Below are 17,671 nucleotides of genomic sequence, written 5' to 3'. Positions count from 1 at the left end.
TGGTCCCTTGGCCCTGAGATACGTGCGGGGAGGTCCGTGTGTTCAGTGGGGCTTGCCCGGTGATTGCCCAGCGCTTCTTCAGTGCTCGCTCAGTACCGGGTGATCGCCGTGGTGCCGCTCGCCGTCCCGATCGCGATGTGCGGCCTCTGCCCGGGATCGGCCCAGTCGAGGATGCGCTTCATCGCCGCCCGCGGCACCGACACACAACCGGCTGTCGCCCCACGCCCGTTGACATGCAGGAAGATCCCGGCACCCCGCCCCTTCACCGGACGCTCGTAGTTGAACCCGATGACGAGCGCGTACGAGTACCTCGCTCCGTAGGCGATGAGGTGCTCGGCCTCCGCGGCGCGGCAGTGCGCGGGGCGCGGCTCGGTCCAGCGGTTGTACGCACGGGAGTCGTTGTCCTGGCACCACCAGGAGTCCCGGTCGACACGGCGGTACCGGTACGCCGTACCGGGCGGTGCCGCCTCGATGCCGAAGGCGTACGGCAGCCCGTACAGCCCCGTGGGCGTCGTGTTCGTGCTCTGCTTCCGCCCGGCCCCCTCGACGAGCCCTTTCGCCCCGAAGCGGGCCGGCGCCGAACCGGTCTTCACCCACTGCCCGTCGACGCGATCCCACCAGGTGACCGTCCCCGACGTCGAGCCGGTCCTCGGTGCCACCGCGGTGATCAGCTGGGTACCGCCCCCGGTGTCGGCCATGCGTGCGGGCAGCGGTCGTGGCGGTCCTTCGCCCGGCGCGGCGCCGAGCGCGAGGAGAGACACGGACGCGAGGGCGACGACACCGGGGCGCATGGCTCAGACGCTAGACGGAGGCAGCGGCAACGGCAGCCCGGGTAGGCCATCCAGGCTCGTCGCGATGTGCTCCTTCTTGGCGAAGTACGCGCTGAGCGAGTCGTCGTCCTCGCGCGCGAACCGCCTCGCGTGCAGGTCGCGGTCCTCGTCGTACGTCATGAGGGGCACCGCGTACCCGCAGGAGTCGCGAACGAGCTCGGCCCGCACCACGATGATCGCGCGCAGGCCGTGCAGGGACGGGTCGATGTCGGGAAAGTGCCCGAGCAGATCCTTGAACCGTGGGTCGTCGCGCAGGACGGCCTCACCGCGGCCGTGCACGCGGACGATGTTGGGCGGGCCCTGGAAGGCGCACCACATGAGGGTGATCCGGCCGTTCTCCCGCAGGTGCGCGATGGTCTCGGCGTTGGAGCCGGCGAAGTCGAGGTAGGCCAGGGTGAGTTCGTCGAGGATCGCGAAGGAACCCTTGAGGCCCTTGGGGGAGAGGTTGACCGTGCCGTCGGCGGACAGGGGAGCGGTCGAGGTGAAGAAGAGGGGCTGCTCCTCGATGAAGGTGCGGAGCCTGCCGTCTATGCGCTCATAAGTTTTTCCCACGTTCATCGAGTATGGACGTAGGTCGTTCGCCTGTCTAAGGGATTCGCCTGTCCGCGCGCAGACGACACGGCCGCCCCGGCCGCCCCGGCCGGCGTGCCAACGGGGCGGCCGGGGCGGCCTGTCACGTCACTTGGTGAGCGTGCAGGCGGCCAGGGAGTTCAGTCCCTGCGGCTTGGCCGCCGTGCGGCCGATGGAGATGGCGATGCGGTCGATCGTCGACACCCGCTTGTCCTTGAGGGGGCCGAGGATGGCGTTCTGGACGAAGTTGGGTCCGCCCTGGCCGACCGAGGAAGCGAGTCGCTTGTTGGCCTCCTGGATCTGGGTGTTGAGCAGGGCCAGGTTGCGGTCGACCTCGGCCTTCGCGGACGCGGGGACCGCCGGGAGCTTCGACTTCACGTCCGGGCAGGAGATGCTGCCGGCGGCGTTGGTGTTGCCCGCGTTGCCTGCATTCCCGGTGTTGCCGGTGTTCCCCGTGTTGCCGCCGGCCTGCTTGGTCGGCGTCGCGCTCGGGGTCGCGGCAGCCGCGTTGCCGTTGCCGTTGAGGGTGCACGGTGCCAGCGCGTCCAGGCCCTGCGGCTTGGCGGCCGTGCGGCCGATGGCCGTCGCGATGCGGTTGACCGTCGCCACCCGCTTGTCCTTGAGGGGGCCGAGGATGGCGTTCTGCACGAAGTTGGGCCCACCCTGGCCCACGGTGTCGGCCAGCCGCTTGTTGGCCTCCTGGATCTGGGTGTTGAGCAGCGTGAGGTTGCGGTCGACCTCGGCTTTCGCCGAGGCCGGGACCGCGGGCAGCTTCGACTTCACGTCGGGGCACGTGATGGTGCCGGGTCCGGCCAGCGTGCGGGCGTTCGTGCCGCCGCTCTTCGAAGACGCGGTCGTCTGCCCGGCGAGGGCGAAACCGGCGATCACCGTGCCGGACAGCGCTACCGCGGCAGCGCCGCCGATGAACGCGACGCGACGCTTGTTGTACTTCGGAAGAGCCCTGGACATGCGGATGCCTCACTCGGGTTCGGGGTGTCGTCGTTTACAAACGCGGCGCCTGCGTTCGGCGAGAGATACGGGTAAGCGGTTTCCCGTGTTCAAAGGATCTTCAAATTTCCCGCCGCAGTCGGCCGAGATTGACGAATCATGCGGAGCTCTGCATACTCATGCATGTCCAGTGTGGTGAGCGCGCACTAGCCTGACGACCGCCTCCCCGTTCACGCCACGGGGAGGCGGTGCCACATACGCAGACCCTCCCGAGGAGCGCAGCAAGTGAGCAGCAACAGCGGTGACGTCCGGCTCTGGGGCGGCCGTTTCGCCGACGGTCCCGCCGAGGCCCTGGCCAAGCTGTCCGCGTCCGTCCACTTCGACTGGCGGCTGGCCCCGTACGACATCGCCGGTTCGCGTGCCCACGCGCGCGTGCTGCACAAGGCGGGGCTGCTCACGCAGGACGAGCTGACCCGCATGATCGCCGGGCTCGACCAACTGGAGGCGGACGTCGCCGACGGCTCCTTCGTGGGCACGATCGCCGACGAGGACGTCCACACCGCCCTGGAGCGGGGCCTGCTGGAGCGCCTCGGCCCGGATCTGGGCGGCAAGCTGCGCGCGGGCCGGTCCCGGAACGACCAGGTGGCCACCCTCTTCCGGATGTACCTCCGCGACCACGCCCGCATCATCGGCGGCCTGATCGCCGACCTCCAGGACGCGCTGATCGGCCTCGCCGAGGCCCACCCGGACGTGGCGATGCCCGGCCGCACCCACCTCCAGCACGCCCAGCCGGTGCTCTTCGCCCACCACGTCCTGGCCCACGTCCAGTCCCTCACCCGGGACGCGGAGCGGCTGCGTCAGTGGGACGAGCGGACGGCCGTCTCGCCGTACGGCTCGGGCGCCCTGGCGGGTTCCTCGCTCGGCCTGGACCCGGAGGCGGTGGCGAAGGACCTCGGCTTCGAGCACGGGTCCGCCGCCAACTCGATCGACGGCACGGCGTCCCGTGACTTCGTCGCCGAGTTCGCCTTCATCACCGCGATGATCGGGGTGAACCTCTCCCGGATCGCCGAGGAGGTCATCATCTGGAACACGAAGGAGTTCTCCTTCGTGACCCTGCACGACGCGTTCTCCACGGGCTCGTCGATCATGCCGCAGAAGAAGAACCCGGACATCGCGGAGCTGGCGCGCGGCAAGAGCGGCCGCCTGATCGGCAACCTGACGGGCCTGATGGCCACGCTCAAGGCCCTGCCCCTCGCCTACAACCGCGACCTCCAGGAGGACAAGGAGCCGGTCTTCGACTCCTGCGACCAGCTGGAGGTCCTGCTCCCCGCCTTCACCGGCATGATGGCCACCCTCACCGTCAACCGCGAGCGCATGGAGGAACTGGCCCCGGCCGGCTTCTCCCTCGCCACCGACATCGCCGAGTGGCTGGTCAAGCAGGGCGTCCCGTTCCGGGTCGCGCACGAGGTCGCCGGTGAGTGCGTCAAGGTCGCCGAGTCCGAGGGCAAGGAACTGGATGGCCTGACGGACGAGCAGTTCGCGAAGATCTCGGCCCACCTGACGCCGGAGGTCCGGACGGTCCTCAACGTCCCGGGCGCCCTGGCCTCCCGCAACGGCCGGGGAGGTACGGCCCCGAGCGCGGTGGCGGTCCAGTTGGCCGAGGTGAAGCAGAGCGTGGCAGTCCAGCACGAGTGGGCGACGGCCAAGAACAAGTAGTGCTCGCGCGTTAGCCCCCCAAGGGCCGCAGGCCCTTTGGGGGCGCGGGGAACTGCGCGACAAGCCACAACGTCGCCGCACCCGCCAAACGCACCCCACGAACCGAGCTCTTGCGCGAGAGTCGAAGGTCATCGCGAGGGTACGTTGGTCGAAGCCGTACCGGACCCGACCGAAACGGAGCCCGCGATGCCCTTCGCCCGACTGGCAACAGCGACGACCCCGACCTGCCACATCGGACTCGGCCTCGCCGCCGTCGGCCGCCCCGGCTACATCAACCTCGGCCGAGACGAAGACCTCGGAGACAACCGCAGCGTCGAAGCGCTGCGCACCCGCACCCACGAACTCCTCGACGCCGCCTACGCCCAGGGCGTCCGCTATTTCGACGCGGCCCGCTCCTACGGCCGCTCCGAGGAGTTCCTCGCCGACTGGCTGCACGCCCGCCCCGACATCGACGACATCGTCGTAGGCAGCAAGTGGGGCTACACCTACACCGCCGGCTGGTCCACCGACGCCGAGAAGCACGAGGTCAAGGACCACACCCTCGCGACGTACGAGCGCCAGCGCGCCGAGACCGACGCCCTGCTCGGCGACCGGCTCGACCTCAACCAGATCCACTCGGTGACCCCGGACAGTCCCGCCCTCACCGACAAGGACCTCCACGCCAGGCTGGCCGAAGCCGCCGCCCAGGGCCTCACCATCGGCTTCTCCACCAGCGGCCCCGCCCAGGCCGACGCGATCCGCGCCGCCCTCGCCGTGACGGTCGACGGCGAGCCCCTCTTCCGTACCGTCCAGTCGACGTACAACGCCCTGGAGACCTCGGCCGCCCCCGCCCTCGCCGAGGCTCACGACGCCGGGCTCACGGTGATCGTCAAGGAAGGCATGGCCAACGGGCGGCTCGCGGACCCGTACGCACCGGACGCGCTGAAGGCCGTAGCCGAAGAAACGTCTCTGGGCTGCGACGCGGTCGCCCTCGCCCTGATCCTGCGCGAGCCCTGGGCCGGTGTGGTCCTCTCCGGCGCCGCGACGACCGTACAGCTCGCGTCCAACCTGCACGCCGCCGTGGTCGACCTCGACGAAGGCCAGCTGGAACGGCTCGCCGTGCTGGTCGAGGAGCCGGGCGCGTACTGGGGGCGGCGCGGGCAGCTGCCCTGGCACTGACGCGCGCCACTGATCCGTGGGAGGAGTCATGGGTGTGAGCCACGCATGCCCAGTGTGAGACATCAATGTCTCACATGCGCTATCTTTGTCTCATGGCCGTCGATCGTGACCACGTACTCCGCAGTGCCGCAGCCCTGCTGACCCGCAAATCCACCGCGACCATGGACGAGGTCGCCAAGGCCGCCGGGATCAGCCGGGCCACGCTGCACCGGCACTTCGCCGGGCGCGACGCGCTCGTGCGGGCGCTGGAGGCGCTCGGTATCGCGGAGTGCGAGGCAGCGGTGGACGCGGCGCGGCTGGACGAGGGGGCGGCGAGTGACGCGGTACGACGCCTGGTCCGCGAGATCGAGTCCGCCGCCGGACTCCTCGCCTTCCTCTACACCGAGAACCAACTGTTCGAGGGCGAGGAGCAGCACGAGGGCTGGTCCAGGATCGACGGCCGTATCGCCGCGCTGTTCCGGCGCGGACAGGACAGCGGCGAGTTCCGGATCGACCTCACGCCCGCGTGGCTCACCGAGGCCCTGTTCGGGCTGCTCGCCTCCGGCGCCTGGGTCGTGCAGAGCGGCAAGGTCGCCCCCAACGACTTCCACCACATGATCGTCGAGCTGTTGCTCGGCGGCGCACTCAGAAGAGAGGAATCATGACCAGCACCCTGCAGCCGGCCACCACGACCGAGGCGGTGAAGCGCCCGGGCCGCTGGCTCGCGCTGTCCGTCCTCGTGCTCGCCGTGCTGCTGGTGGCCGTGGACGCGACCGTCCTCGGCCTCGCGACCCCTTACATCAGCGAGGACCTGAAGCCCTCCGGCACCCAGCTGCTGTGGATAGGCGACGTCTACTCGTTCGTCATCGCAGGTCTGCTGGTGTCGATGGGCAGCCTCGGCGACCGCATCGGCCGCAAGCGGATCCTGCTCGTCGGCGCCACGGCGTTCGGTGCGATATCCGTGCTCAACGCGTATGCGACGACGCCTGAACTGATGATCCTGGCCCGGGCGTTGCTCGGTGTCGCGGGCGCCACCCTGATGCCCGCCACGCTCGCCCTGATCCGCAACCTCTTCCACGACCCGCGCGAACGCAGCCTCGCCGTCGGCATCTGGGGCGCGACCGCCTCCGCCGGTACGGCCGTCGGCCCCATCGTCGGTGGCTTCCTGCTCGAACACTTCTGGTGGGGCTCGGTCTTCCTGATCAACCTGCCGGTGATGGTGGTCCTCGTCCTCGTCGGCAGCAAGCTGCTGCCCGAATCGCGCAACCCGAGTTCCGGCCCGTGGGACCTGGTCAGCGTCGCACTGTCCCTCGTCGGCATGGTCGGCATCGTGTACGCCGTCAAGGAGGCCGCCACACACGGCTTCGCGTGGGCCACGCTCGCCGTGGGCCTGCTGGGCGCGGCCGCGCTGTACGGCTTCGTCCGCCGCCAGTTCACCCTGCCGACCCCGCTGCTGGACATGCGGCTGTTCCGCCACCGCGGCTTCAGCGGCGCGGTGCTCGCCGACCTGCTGACCATCCTCGGCCTGTCCGGCCTGGTGTTCTTCCTCTCCCAGTTCCTGCAACTCGTGCAGGGCAGGGGCCCGTTCGAGGCGGGTCTGGCCGAACTGCCCGCCGCGATCGGCGCGGTGGTGGCCGGCCTGCTCGCCGGCCGCGCGGCCCGCCGCTTCTCGGTACGGGTCGTCGTCTCCGGCGGTCTCGCGGCGATCGGCCTCGCCCTGGCCGCGCTCACGGTGATCGACCGCGCGACGGGTTATCCGCTGCTCGGCGCAGCCCTCCTGGTGGTCGGCGTCGGCGCGGGGTTCTCGTTCACCGTGACGTCCGACGTGATCCTCTCCAGCGTGCCGAAGGAGCAGGCGGGGGCGGCGTCGGCGGTATCGGAGACGGCGTACGAGTTGGGCGCCGCTCTGGGTATCGCCGTACTGGGTTCGATCGTGACCGGTGTGTACCGGGACTTCACCGGCCCGGCGGGCACTCCGGCGGAGGCACACGAGTCGCTGGGCGGCGCGGTGGAGGTGGCAGCGGGGCTGCCCGCGCAGACGTCGGAGGCGTTGTTGGACGCGGCCCGGCAGTCCTTCGTGGACGGCCTGGCACTCGCAGCGGGGGTCGGCGCAGCGGTGCTGCTCACTGCGGCGGTCGCGGCGTGGTTCCTCCTCCGCGGCCAACGGCTGGGCAACGCCGCTTAGGGGCGCGGGGCTGTATCGATTTGCGGCTCCGCCGCGTGGGCGCGAGGAACCACAGAGGAACCACACACGACCCGCAGTCGCCGTACTCGAGAACCGAAACGGCGCTACGCCGCCTCTTTGGCCTTGCTCGCGTACATGTCCACGTACTCCTGCCCGGACAGCCGCATGACCTCGGCCATCACCGAGTCGGTGACCGCCCGCAGCACGTAACGGTCCCGGTCCATCCCCTCGTACCGGGAGAACTCCATGGCCTCGCCGAAGCGGACCGTCACCTTGCGAGGCCGGGGCATCCCCGCCCCACCCGGCTGGATCTTGTCGGTGCCGATCATGGCGAACGGCACGACCGGCGCCCCGGTCATCAGCGTCAGCCGCGCGATGCCGGTGCGCCCCCGGTACAGCCGCCCGTCGGGAGACCTCGTGCCCTCGGGGTAGATGCCGAAGACCTTGCCCTCCTCCAGGATGCGGCGCCCGGTCATCAGGGCCGCGACACCGCCCCGGCCGCCGTCGCGGTCGACCGGGATCATGCCGACGCCGGTGAAGAACCAGGCCATCAGGCGGCCCTTGAGGCCCTTGCCGGTGACGTACTCGTCCTTGCCGATGAAGAGGACCTGACGGTCGCAGACCAGTGGCAGGATCATCGAGTCGATGAACGTGAGGTGGTTGCCGGCCAGGATGACCGGACCGTCGCCCGGGATGTGCTCCGCGCCTTCCACCTGTGGGCGGAACATCAGGCGCATGATCGGTCCGAGCACTGCCTTGATGAGCGCGAAGCGGGACAACGGGCCCTCCGGTGTCAAGGGATTCGGTATGAGTATGTGCAGGTGAGGACGATACTCGCGGTTCCCCGGGTCCCGCACATCGGGTGGGCCGACTTCACCGAGGCCTTACGCACTGTTGACGTACGTTTACCTGCGGTGGCGCGTCGTGGGCGGTGCGTAACGCCCCCGCCATGATGTGACGGACATCGCCCCGAGGGCCTACCCGACGCGTTCCCCGCACCGCCGGACCCATTCCGACGTGCCGTCACCTCACCTTTCCCGTACGACATTCAGCGTCACCCGCGAGTTCGGCCGGAGGTCTCCCATCCGTCATGGAGGCGCACCTACGATCGGCGCGCACTGAATGGTCGGAAGGTCAGGGAGGGCCCTCATGGGAACCCAGGAGAACGAGCAGGCGGGCGTAACCGGACGGCGGATGCTTCTCGGCGCGGCCGTGCTCGGCGCGGGCGGAGCGGTCCTCGGGCTGTCCGGTACGGCGAGAGCGGCCGAGGCTCGGCACGGCGGCAGCGGTGGGGGTGGACTGAAGACACTGCCCAAGCCGACGATCATCGGCCACCGCGGCGCCAGCGGTTACCGGCCCGAGCACACCCTCGGCTCCTACCAGCTGGCCCTGGACATGGGCGCCGACATCGTCGAGGCGGGCGACCTGGTCCCCACCAAGGACGGCCACCTCGTCTGCCGGCACGAGCCGGAGATCGGCGGCACGACCGATGTCGCGGACCATCCCGAGTTCGCCGACCGCAAGAAGACCAAGCTCCTCGACGGTGTCTCCACCACCGGCTGGTTCACCGAGGACTTCACGCTCGCCGAGCTGAAGACCCTGCGCGCGACCGAGCGCATCCCGGGCAACCGCCCGCACAACACCCTCTACAACGGCCGCTGGGAGATCCCCACCTTCGAAGAGGTCCTGAAGTGGCAGGACGAGCAGACCCGCAAGCGCGGCAAGCAGGTCTGGATCTACCCCGAGCTCAAGCACCCCACCTACTTCCGCAAGCTGGGCCTCGGCCTGGAGGAACGGGTCGCCAAGGTGCTGCACAAGCACGGCAAGGACCGGCGGAACTCGCCGGTCATCATCCAGTCCTTCGAGCCGACCAGCATCCAGCGCCTGAACAAGCTCGTCGACAACCCGCTGGTGGTCCTGCTCTCCGGCCCGGCCACCCGCCCCTGGGACTTCGTCGAGACGGGCGACCCGCGCACGGTCGCCGACCTGGTCAAGCCCGCCGGCCTGCGCGAGATCGCCTCCTACGCCCAGGGCATCGGCCCCACCCTGGACCTGGTCATCCCGAAGGACGCGAGCGGCAACCTCACCACGCCCACCACGCTGGTGAGCGACGCGCACAAGGTCGGCCTGGTCCTGCACCCGTGGACCATGCGCAACGAGAACCCCTTCCTCCCCGCGAGCTTCCGCAAGGGCACCGACGCGGACGCCTACGGCGACGTCTTCGGCGCCTACAAGGTCTACTTCGCGACCGGCATCGACGGCGTCTTCACCGACAACCCGGACACAGGCGTGCTGGCCCGCGAGGACTTCGTCAACGGCTGAGCCCCACGCCCCGGTTGGGGTGACTGTCGGCCGCCCGGGCAACCCTGTGCCCGGGCGGCCGCGTCGTGCCGCATATGACGGACGACCTGGTTGCCGCCCTGCGCCCGCTGCTCCTCGCGGAGGCCTCCGCCGAGGCACCCGCCTGCGGAACGGATCCGGGCGACCTGGAACAGGCGGTCTGGCTCCGTCTCCTGGAACACCTCGACTCGGACGGCCCACCCGTGGACCCGCAGGGCTGGCTGCGCCGGGCCGTCCGCTCCGAGGCCCGCCGAAGCCGCCGTACGACGCGACGGGAACGGCCGTACGAGAGCGAGCCCGCCGCCGACAGCGAGCGCCACGACCCCGAACACCTTGCCCTCGCTTCCGCCCGCCGCCGGGCCCTGCGTGAAGCGGTACGCCGCCTCCCCGGCCGCTGTCCCCGCCTCATGGAGGCCCTGCTCTCCCCGAACGACCTGACATACCGGGAAATCGCGGGGGAGTTGGGTATCTCACAGGGCAGTCTCGGCCCGGAACGTTCCAGATGCCTGGGATGTCTGCGTCGATTGCTCACATCGGAGGTTGCGGCCCGCGGAGTGCGGGGATAGGAGTGAGGGACGACAGGCGATCAGGTGAGCGGGAGGCGTGCGCACATGGGCATGAGCGTGACCATCTCTGCGGCGACCGAGCAGGACGCGGAGCAGATCTTCAGGCTGCAGTACCTGTGCTTCCAGAGCGAGGCGGCGCTGTACGGCAACTACCGCATCGACCCGCTGGTCCAAAGCCTGGACTCGGTCCGTGCGGAGGTCGCCGGGGACTGTGTCTTCGTGGCGCGGCTCGGCGAGGAGGTCGTCGGCTCGGTCCGCGGCAGCGTCACCGCGGACGGCGCCGCCGCCATCGGCAAGCTCTGTGTCCACCCCCGCCTCCAGGGCCACGGCATCGGCGCCCGCCTGCTCCGCGCGGCCGAGTCCGCCCTGGCGGACGAGCGGGGCGCCACGAAGTTCCGCCTCTTCACGGGCCACCGCAGCGAGGGCAACCTGCGCCTGTACCGCAAGGTGGGCTACGAGGCGGTGGGCACGTCGAAGGGTGCGGACGGCGTCCCGATGATCGTCCTGGAGAAGCCGGCGGGGACGTACGCCACTACTGCTTGACGGTGCGCGCCTTGCGGAGCCAGTACAGGGCCGACAGGGGCAGCAGTACGGGGATGAACAGATACCCCATGCCGTAGTCGGACCAGACGGTCGCATCGGGGAACGCCGAGGGTTCCACCAGGGTCCAGGTGCCGACGATCAGGACGCCCGCGAGTTCGGCGGCGCAGCACACCAGCGCCGCCCTGCGGGCCTTCTCGCCGCCCCTGACGAGCGTGTACGTGATGAACCCGTAGACGAGCCCCGCCACCGCCGACAACGCATAGGCGAGCGGCGCCCGGTCGAACTCGGTCGCGATCTGGTACGCCGATCGCGACACGGCCCCGACGACCATCACGCCGTACAGCCAGACGAGCAGTATCCCGGGCCCGCTGATCAGCCGCGTCCTGGTGGGCTTGTCCTGCGTCACGGCCACCTCAGCCTCCCCAGATGTCATAGAGCCGCACCTCCAGCACGGCCAGCACCACACCGCCGGCGGCGACCGTCACCGAACCCCACTTGGACCGCTCGGCCAGCGACATGAAGCCCGCGGCCGGAATGCACGCGAACGCGCCCAGCAGATACGCCACGAAGATCGTCGTGCCCTGCTCCGGCTTCTCGCCCCGCGCCAGCAGCACGATCCCGACCACCAGCTGCACCAGGGCCAGCACCGTCACCACGGCCATCCCGATGAAGTGCCAGTCCTTCGTCGGCTGGTCTCGGTACGCGGCCCACCCGCACCAGGCGGCGAGCAACAGCGCGGCGACACCGGTCACCAGCGTCAGGGCATCAAGCATGGAGCGACCTTAATACGGCCCAAAAGACCTGATGCGCCCGGCCCCGGCGGTCAGGCGGCCGGTTCGTCGGCGGCGAGTCCGGCGTCCACACACCACTGCCGCAGCAGCGTCCGGGCCACGCCCGAGGCCAGGTCCGCCACACTCCGGTCGCCCCGTAGGGTCTAGACCATGACGATCCATGCACGCGCTCTCCTGTTCGACAACGACGGCACCCTCGTCTCCTCTCTCACATCCGTCGACCGCTGCTGGGCGCGGTGGGCCGAGGAGTACGGCATCACGGAGGAGTTCGGCGAGGTCGAGCTGCATGGGCGTCCGGCCGTCGAGATAGTCGCCGACCTGCTGCCCGCCGACGTCGTACCGCGGGCCCTCGCGCGGATCGAGACCCTGGAGGTGGAGGACGTGCCGAACGGGGGCGTCCACCTGCTGCCCGGCACCAAGGCGTTCCTCGGCGCGCTGCCCGCCGACCGCTGGGCCGTCGTGACCTCCGCCACGCGCCGTCTCGCCGAGGCCCGGCTCGACGCGGTCGGGATCCTGCCCAAGACGATGGTCACCGCCGACGACATCACGCGCGGCAAGCCCGACCCCGAGCCCTACCTCCTCGCCGCCCGCGAACTGGGCGTCGACCCGGCCCACTGCGTCGTCTTCGAGGACGCCCCCGCCGGTCTGGCGGCCGGTCGCGCCGCCGGGATGATCACCGTGGCGTTGACCACAACCCACCGGGCCCACGAGCTCGACGCCGACCTGGTGGTGCAGGATCTGTCGGCCCTGTCCGCCCTGGTCACGGACGCCGGAGTCGAGATCTCCGTCCGCGGCTGACAGCTGTCCGCCGCTGTCCAGTATGCGGACGGCGGCGGCCGGTAAGGACCGTACGTCTGGTTTACTGATCGCATGACCACGACGAGCTGCCGCACCTTTGCGACCGAGGCGACCATGACGCCCGGTGCTCGTTGTATGTGTCGAATGTGCGCCTGCTAGAGGGCCCCTGCACCACCCTGAGCCTCGCGCCCCGAAGCGAGAGCCCGCTCATGTCCGCGCGTACGCCAGACGTACGGGACTGAGCTACGCCCCGCGCACACGATTCTCCTCCCCGGTTCCACCGCGCCTGCGAGAACCGTGCTGCGTTCCGGCTGCCTTCGACCCTGAACGCCATGTGCCCGGCACCCACGAGGTGCCGCGCACTCGACAGTGACGGAAACCCAGTGATCACCACATCGGGCCTGACGAAAATTTACCGGGCTCACGGCTCCCGCGGCCGCGAGGTCACCGCCCTCGACGGCGTCGATCTCCACGTCCGCGAAGGCGAGGTGTACGGCGTCATCGGCCAGTCCGGCGCCGGCAAGTCCTCGCTCATCCGCTGCGTCAACCTGCTGGAGCGCCCCACCGCCGGGACGGTGACCGTCGCCGGGCAGGACCTCACGGCCCTCGCGGGACGCGGTCCCCGGGCCGGCAAGGAACTCCGCCGGGCGCGCAGCCGTATCGGCATGGTCTTCCAGCACTTCAACCTGCTGTCCTCCCGGACGGTCCAGGACAACGTCGAGCTTCCGCTGGAGATCCTCGGCAAGTCGGGCAAGGAGCGCTCGCGCAAGGCGCTCGAACTGCTCGACCTGGTGGGGCTCGCGGACAAGGCCAAGGCCTACCCCGCCCAGCTCTCCGGCGGCCAGAAGCAGCGCGTCGGCATCGCCCGCGCCCTGGCCGGCGACCCCAAGGCGCTGCTCTCCGACGAGGCCACCAGCGCCCTCGACCCGGAGACCACCCGCTCCATCCTCCAGCTGCTGCGCGACCTGAACCGGCAACTGGGCCTGACCGTCCTGCTCATCACCCATGAGATGGACGTCGTGAAGTCGATCTGCGACTCGGCCGCGCTCATGGAGAAGGGGCGCATCGTCGAGTCCGGCACGGTCAGCGAGCTCCTCGCGACCCCCGGCTCCCAACTCGCCTCCGCGCTCTTCCCGGTGGGCGGCGAGGCCCTTGCCGACGACCGCACCGTCGTCGACGTCACCTTCCAGGGCGAGGCCGCCACCCAGCCGGTCATCTCCCAGCTCTCGCGCACCTACAACATCGACATCTCGATCCTCGGCGCCGCCATCGACACCGTCGGCGGCCTCCAGGTCGGCCGGATGCGCATCGAACTGCCCGGCCGCTACGAGGACAACGTCGTGCCGATCGGCTTCCTGCGCGAACAGGGCCTGCAGATCGACGTCGTCGGCCAAGAGGCCCAGGAGTCCGTCTCCGTGCTGGTGAAGGAAGGTGCCAAGTGACCTGGTCCGAGATACAGCCCCTGCTGGAGCAGGCGTGTTGGGACACCCTCTACATGGTCGGCTGGTCCACCCTCATCGCCGTCGTCGGCGGCCTCCCGCTCGGCATCCTCCTCGTCCTCACCGACCGGGGCGGCCTGCTCCAGAACGTCCTCGCCAACAAGGTCATCGGGCAGATCGTGAACGTCGCCCGCTCGATGCCGTTCATCATCCTGATGGTCGCGCTGATGAGCTTCACGCGCTGGGTCACCGGGACGACGATCGGCCGCGAGGCCGCCATCGTGCCGCTCGCGATCGGCGCGATCCCGTTCTTCGCCCGCCTGGTCGAGACGGCTGTCCGCGAAGTGGACGGCGGGCTCGTGGAAGCCGTGCAGTCGATGGGCGGCAACACCTGGACCGTCGTCCGCAAGGTCCTCGTCCCGGAGTCCCTGCCCTCGCTGATCGCCAGCACCACGACCACGATCGTCGCCCTCATCGGCTACTCCGCCATGGCCGGCACGGTCGGCGCGGGCGGCCTCGGCGACATCGCCATCCGCTACGGCTACCAGCGCTTCGAGACCGAGCTGATGTGGCTCACCGTCGCGATCCTCGCCGTCGTCATCTCCCTCATCCAGTTCGCCGGCGACTACGCGGCCCGATCCCTGCACCGCCGGGGCGGACACTCGGGCCCGGGGCCGAAGCTGCGGCTGCTGAAGGCCTCCACGGCCACGAGCAAGACCGTCTGAATCTCGCGGACGGCAACCAGAACTCCCCGAGCACCCATATCGGGGTCGCACCACCCATAAGGAAAGGCACTTTTCGTGCGTAACACCGCCAAGATCACCACTGCTGTCCTCGCCGCCGGAGCCCTCACCCTCGGGCTCACCGCCTGCGGCTCGGACAAGGACTCCGGTTCCGACGCGAGCGCCCCGCTGAAGGTCGCCGCCACGCCCACCCCGCAGGGCGAGATCCTCACCTACATCAAGGACAACCTCGCGAAGAAGGCCGGCCTCGAACTCGAGGTCAAGGAGTTCACCGACTACGTGACGCCGAACACGGCCGTCCAGCAGGGTGAGGTCGACGCCAACTACTTCCAGCACCAGCCGTACCTGGACGACTTCAACAAGAAGAACGGCACCGACATCGTGGCCGTCCCGAACGCCACGGTGCACCTGGAGCCGCTCGGCGTGTACTCCCAGGGCGTCAAGAAGCTCACGGACCTCAAGAAGGGCGCCACGGTCGCCGTCCCGAACGACACCACCAACGAGGCCCGCGCGCTGAAACTGCTCGAAGCAGGCGGCGTGATCAAGCTGAAGGCGGGCGCCGGCTACGCAGCGACCCCCAAGGACATCGCCTCCAACCCCAAGAACCTCCAGTTCAAGGAGCTCGAGGCGGCCCAGCTGCCGCGCTCCCTCGGTGACGTCGACGCCGCGGTCATCAACGGCAACTACGCGCTGGAGGCCGACCTCAGCCCGGCCAAGGACGCCATCGCCGCCGAGTCGCCCAAGGACAACCCGTACGGCAACTTCCTCGCGGTGAAGAAGGGCAACGAGGACGACCCGCGCGTGCAGAAGCTGGCCAAGCTGCTCACCTCGCCCGAGGTGAAGAAGTTCATCGAGGACAAGTACGACGGAGCGGTCGTCGCCGCCTTCTGACGGTGCGTATACGGCGTATCGCCACGCACGGGGTCCACTCCATCACTTGGTGTGGACCCCGTGGTGCATCCGAGTGCTTTCATGCTGCATGCTGGGCAGTTCAGCAGGCCCTGAAGGTTTTCCGAAGGTTACGGAGCGGCGCATGACTAGCACCTTCCCCAACATCTCCATCAGCACGGAGCGGTTGGTGCTGCGGCCCCTCGACGAGGACGACGTGCCCGCACTGGCCGAGATGATGAACGACGAGCAGGTCGGTGCCTGGACCGACGTCCCCCAGCCCTTCACCGAGGACGGCGCCCGCACCTGGATCACCGAGTACGCGCCCACCGAGCGGGAAGCCGGCCGCGGGCTCGACCTCGCCGTCACCGAGTTCCTCACCCAGCGCCTGGTCGGCGTCGTCCAGCTGGCCAAGACGAACTGGCATGTCCGTGCGACCGAGCTGTCGTACATCATCGCCCCCTGGGCCCGCGGCGAGGGCTACGCCTCCGAGGCCACCCTTGCCACCGCCCAATGGCTGTTCAGCGACCAGAAGTTCGAACGCATCGAGCTGCGCACGGCCGCCGACAACACCGCCTCCCAGCAGGTCGCCCAGAAGATCGGCTGTATCAGCGAGGGCGTCCTGCGCAACGCGTGCATAGCGCACGTCCGCGCGGAGGACGGCACCTGGAGCGACGTACGCACCGACTTCATCGTGTGGAGCCTCCTCCCGGAGGACCTCGACGGCGCCGGGGAGCAGTTGGCCGACACCGGCGGCTTCACCTCGTTCGGCGAGTGGAACTGACGGGAAGCGAATCCTCGGGCACCGCGGGAGCCGACCCGCCGAACAGGTACCCTCACGGAGCCTGCCCCTCGGGCTGACCTACGACGACCTGCGCGAACCCAGGAGACTGACGACGATGGCCGACCGCGTCACGGTGATCGGCTGGGACGGCTCGCCGCTGACCGCCGCGGCACGCTCCGCCCTCGGTGCCGCCACGCTCGTGGCCGGTGCCGCCCACCACCTGGCGCTCCCCGAGGTGCCGCCCGCCGCCGAGCGCATCCGCCTCGGCAGCGTCGGCCTCGCCGCCCGCCGGATCGCCGCCCACCGCGGCACCGCGGTGGTGTTCGCCGACGGCGACCCCGGCTTCTTCGGCGTCGTACGGACCCTGCGCGCCCCCGAGTTCGGCCTGGAGGTCGAGGTCGTCCCCGCCGTCTCCTCGGTCGCCGCCGCCTTCGCCCGCGCCGGCATGCCCTGGGACGACGCACAGGTGGTCGTCGCACACCGCCGCACCCTGCGACGCGCGGTGAATGTGTGCCGCGCCCACACCAAGGTCGCCGTCCTCACCTCACCGGGCGCCGGACCCGCCGAACTCGGTCTGCTCCTGGACGGCGTCCACCGCACCTTCGTCATCTGCGAGGAGCTGGGCACCGAACGCGAGCAGGTCACCGTCGTCACCTCCGACAAGGCCCCCGACCACATCTGGCGCGACCCGAACGTCGTCATCGTCATCGGCGGCAAGGTGGCGGCGGCGGACGGCGGCGGGTGGATCGCCGGCCGCGACCCGTCCGCCGCGCCGCGCGGCTGGACCCTGCCCGCCGAGTCCTACGGCGGCCTCATGGGCGAAGGCGAACTGGAACCGCTGCGCGCGGCCCAACTCGCCCGGCTCGGCCCGCGCGTCGGCGACCTCGTGTGGGACATCGGCTGCGGCAGCGGCGCCTTCGCCGTCGAGGCCGCCCGGGCCGGCGCCGCCGTCATCGCCGTCGACCGCGACCCGCAGGCCTGCGCCCGCACCGAGGCCAACGCACGCGGCTTCGGGGTCCAGCTGCAGATCGTCCACGGCACGGCCCCGCACGCTCTGGAGAACCTCGCCGAACCGGACGTCGTACGCGTCGGCGGCGGGGGAGCGGCCGTCGTCTCCGCCGTCGCCGACCGGCGCCCGCAGCGCATCGTCACGCATGCCGCGACCCGTGACGCCGCCGAACTCGTCGGACGCGGCCTCACCGAGCACGGCTACGACGTCGAGTGCGCCCTCTTGCAGTCCGTGGAACTCGACACGCGGGCCTGGACGGAGCGGGAGCGCAGTGTCGCTTTCCTGCTCAGCGGGGTACTGCCCGACCGCACTGCGTGACCGCGTACCCGTCCCCGTGATCCTGTTGTCATACCGCGCGCGGTAGGCTGGCCGATCGTTGTACCG

The 17,671-nt window shown here is 70.1% G+C and carries 19 protein-coding genes; 13 read left to right on the top strand and 6 right to left on the bottom strand.

The window, feature by feature from the left end; all coding sequences use genetic code 11:
* Window positions 1–89: 89 nt before the first annotated feature.
* The 3 genes from PBV52_RS08360 to PBV52_RS08350 all read right to left on the bottom strand — a co-directional run bounded on the left by PBV52_RS08360 (window position 90) and on the right by PBV52_RS08350 (window position 2,369).
* Entirely contained in the window at window positions 90–791 is a 702-nt protein-coding gene (locus PBV52_RS08360; RefSeq protein WP_274237649.1) for a L,D-transpeptidase, read from the bottom strand.
* Window positions 792–794: 3 nt separating this feature from the next.
* Window positions 795–1,382, bottom strand: a complete 588-nt coding sequence (locus PBV52_RS08355; RefSeq protein ID WP_274237648.1) for a pyridoxamine 5'-phosphate oxidase family protein — start codon at window positions 1,380–1,382, stop codon at window positions 795–797.
* 126 nt (window positions 1,383–1,508) lie between these two features.
* Window positions 1,509–2,369, bottom strand: a complete 861-nt coding sequence (locus tag PBV52_RS08350) for a hypothetical protein (protein WP_274237647.1) — start codon at window positions 2,367–2,369, stop codon at window positions 1,509–1,511.
* 264 nt (window positions 2,370–2,633) lie between these two features.
* On the opposite strand from PBV52_RS08350, the gene argH reads away from it, so the two are divergent.
* The 4 genes from argH (at window position 2,634) to PBV52_RS08330 (ending at window position 7,386) form a co-directional block, all read left to right on the top strand.
* The gene (gene argH, locus PBV52_RS08345) at window positions 2,634–4,064 is read left to right on the top strand and encodes an argininosuccinate lyase (RefSeq protein WP_274237646.1); all 1,431 of its coding nucleotides are present in this window, start codon (window positions 2,634–2,636) and stop codon (window positions 4,062–4,064) included.
* Between the two features lie 186 nt (window positions 4,065–4,250).
* A complete protein-coding gene (locus PBV52_RS08340) occupies window positions 4,251–5,222 on the top strand; it encodes an aldo/keto reductase (RefSeq protein ID WP_274237645.1) in 972 nt (323 codons plus the stop codon).
* A 92-nt stretch (window positions 5,223–5,314) separates the two neighbouring features.
* Window positions 5,315–5,866: a TetR/AcrR family transcriptional regulator gene (locus PBV52_RS08335; protein WP_274237644.1), complete on the top strand. Its 552-nt coding sequence runs from the start codon at window positions 5,315–5,317 to the stop codon at window positions 5,864–5,866.
* Window positions 5,863–7,386: an MFS transporter gene (locus PBV52_RS08330; RefSeq protein ID WP_274237643.1), complete on the top strand. Its 1,524-nt coding sequence runs from the start codon at window positions 5,863–5,865 to the stop codon at window positions 7,384–7,386. Before PBV52_RS08335 ends, PBV52_RS08330 begins: the two co-directional genes overlap by 4 nt.
* Window positions 7,387–7,490: 104 nt before the next feature.
* Here PBV52_RS08330 and PBV52_RS08325 read toward each other — a convergent pair whose 3' ends face one another.
* Entirely contained in the window at window positions 7,491–8,165 is a 675-nt protein-coding gene (locus PBV52_RS08325) for a 1-acyl-sn-glycerol-3-phosphate acyltransferase (protein WP_274237642.1), read from the bottom strand.
* A 370-nt stretch (window positions 8,166–8,535) separates the two neighbouring features.
* On the opposite strand from PBV52_RS08325, the gene PBV52_RS08320 reads away from it, so the two are divergent.
* From PBV52_RS08320 to PBV52_RS08310, 3 genes are all read left to right on the top strand, one after another.
* The gene (locus PBV52_RS08320) at window positions 8,536–9,708 is read left to right on the top strand and encodes a glycerophosphodiester phosphodiesterase (RefSeq protein WP_274237641.1); all 1,173 of its coding nucleotides are present in this window, start codon (window positions 8,536–8,538) and stop codon (window positions 9,706–9,708) included.
* 74 nt (window positions 9,709–9,782) lie between these two features.
* Window positions 9,783–10,292, top strand: a complete 510-nt coding sequence (locus PBV52_RS08315) for a sigma-70 family RNA polymerase sigma factor (RefSeq protein ID WP_274237640.1) — start codon at window positions 9,783–9,785, stop codon at window positions 10,290–10,292.
* Window positions 10,293–10,337: 45 nt separating this feature from the next.
* A complete protein-coding gene (locus PBV52_RS08310; protein ID WP_274237639.1) occupies window positions 10,338–10,835 on the top strand; it encodes a GNAT family N-acetyltransferase in 498 nt (165 codons plus the stop codon).
* Here PBV52_RS08310 and PBV52_RS08305 read toward each other — a convergent pair.
* Together PBV52_RS08305 and PBV52_RS08300 are read right to left on the bottom strand one after the other, a co-directional pair.
* Window positions 10,825–11,268: a hypothetical protein gene (locus tag PBV52_RS08305; protein WP_373921839.1), complete on the bottom strand. Its 444-nt coding sequence runs from the start codon at window positions 11,266–11,268 to the stop codon at window positions 10,825–10,827. The two genes, PBV52_RS08310 and PBV52_RS08305, sit on opposite strands and share 11 nt — an antisense overlap.
* A complete protein-coding gene (locus PBV52_RS08300; protein WP_274237637.1) occupies window positions 11,249–11,608 on the bottom strand; it encodes a hypothetical protein in 360 nt (119 codons plus the stop codon). The genes PBV52_RS08305 and PBV52_RS08300 overlap by 20 nt, the downstream gene beginning before the upstream one ends.
* Window positions 11,609–11,776: 168 nt before the next feature.
* Here PBV52_RS08300 and PBV52_RS08295 point away from each other — a divergent pair, with 168 nt between their 5' ends.
* The 6 genes from PBV52_RS08295 (at window position 11,777) to cbiE (ending at window position 17,605) form a co-directional block, all read left to right on the top strand.
* The gene (locus tag PBV52_RS08295; protein WP_274237636.1) at window positions 11,777–12,424 is read left to right on the top strand and encodes an HAD-IA family hydrolase; all 648 of its coding nucleotides are present in this window, start codon (window positions 11,777–11,779) and stop codon (window positions 12,422–12,424) included.
* Between the two features lie 383 nt (window positions 12,425–12,807).
* Window positions 12,808–13,866, top strand: coding sequence for a methionine ABC transporter ATP-binding protein (locus PBV52_RS08290; RefSeq protein WP_274237635.1), 1,059 nt, complete (start codon window positions 12,808–12,810; stop codon window positions 13,864–13,866).
* Window positions 13,863–14,588: a methionine ABC transporter permease gene (locus tag PBV52_RS08285; RefSeq protein WP_274237634.1), complete on the top strand. Its 726-nt coding sequence runs from the start codon at window positions 13,863–13,865 to the stop codon at window positions 14,586–14,588. Before PBV52_RS08290 ends, PBV52_RS08285 begins: the two co-directional genes overlap by 4 nt.
* Before the next feature lie 75 nt (window positions 14,589–14,663).
* Complete coding sequence (locus PBV52_RS08280; RefSeq protein ID WP_274237633.1) at window positions 14,664–15,497, top strand: MetQ/NlpA family ABC transporter substrate-binding protein; 834 nt, start codon at window positions 14,664–14,666, stop codon at window positions 15,495–15,497.
* 142 nt (window positions 15,498–15,639) lie between these two features.
* The gene (locus PBV52_RS08275; RefSeq protein WP_274237632.1) at window positions 15,640–16,278 is read left to right on the top strand and encodes a GNAT family N-acetyltransferase; all 639 of its coding nucleotides are present in this window, start codon (window positions 15,640–15,642) and stop codon (window positions 16,276–16,278) included.
* A gap of 115 nt (window positions 16,279–16,393) precedes the next feature.
* Window positions 16,394–17,605, top strand: coding sequence for a precorrin-6y C5,15-methyltransferase (decarboxylating) subunit CbiE (cbiE, locus tag PBV52_RS08270; RefSeq protein WP_274237631.1), 1,212 nt, complete (start codon window positions 16,394–16,396; stop codon window positions 17,603–17,605).
* The last annotated feature ends 66 nt before the right edge of the window (window positions 17,606–17,671 follow it).

The organism is Streptomyces sp. T12, assembly GCF_028736035.1.
Lineage (GTDB): Bacteria > Actinomycetota > Actinomycetes > Streptomycetales > Streptomycetaceae > Streptomyces.
The sequence above is the reverse complement of the archived record's forward strand: the minus strand, read 5'-3'. Positions and strand labels throughout refer to the sequence as shown.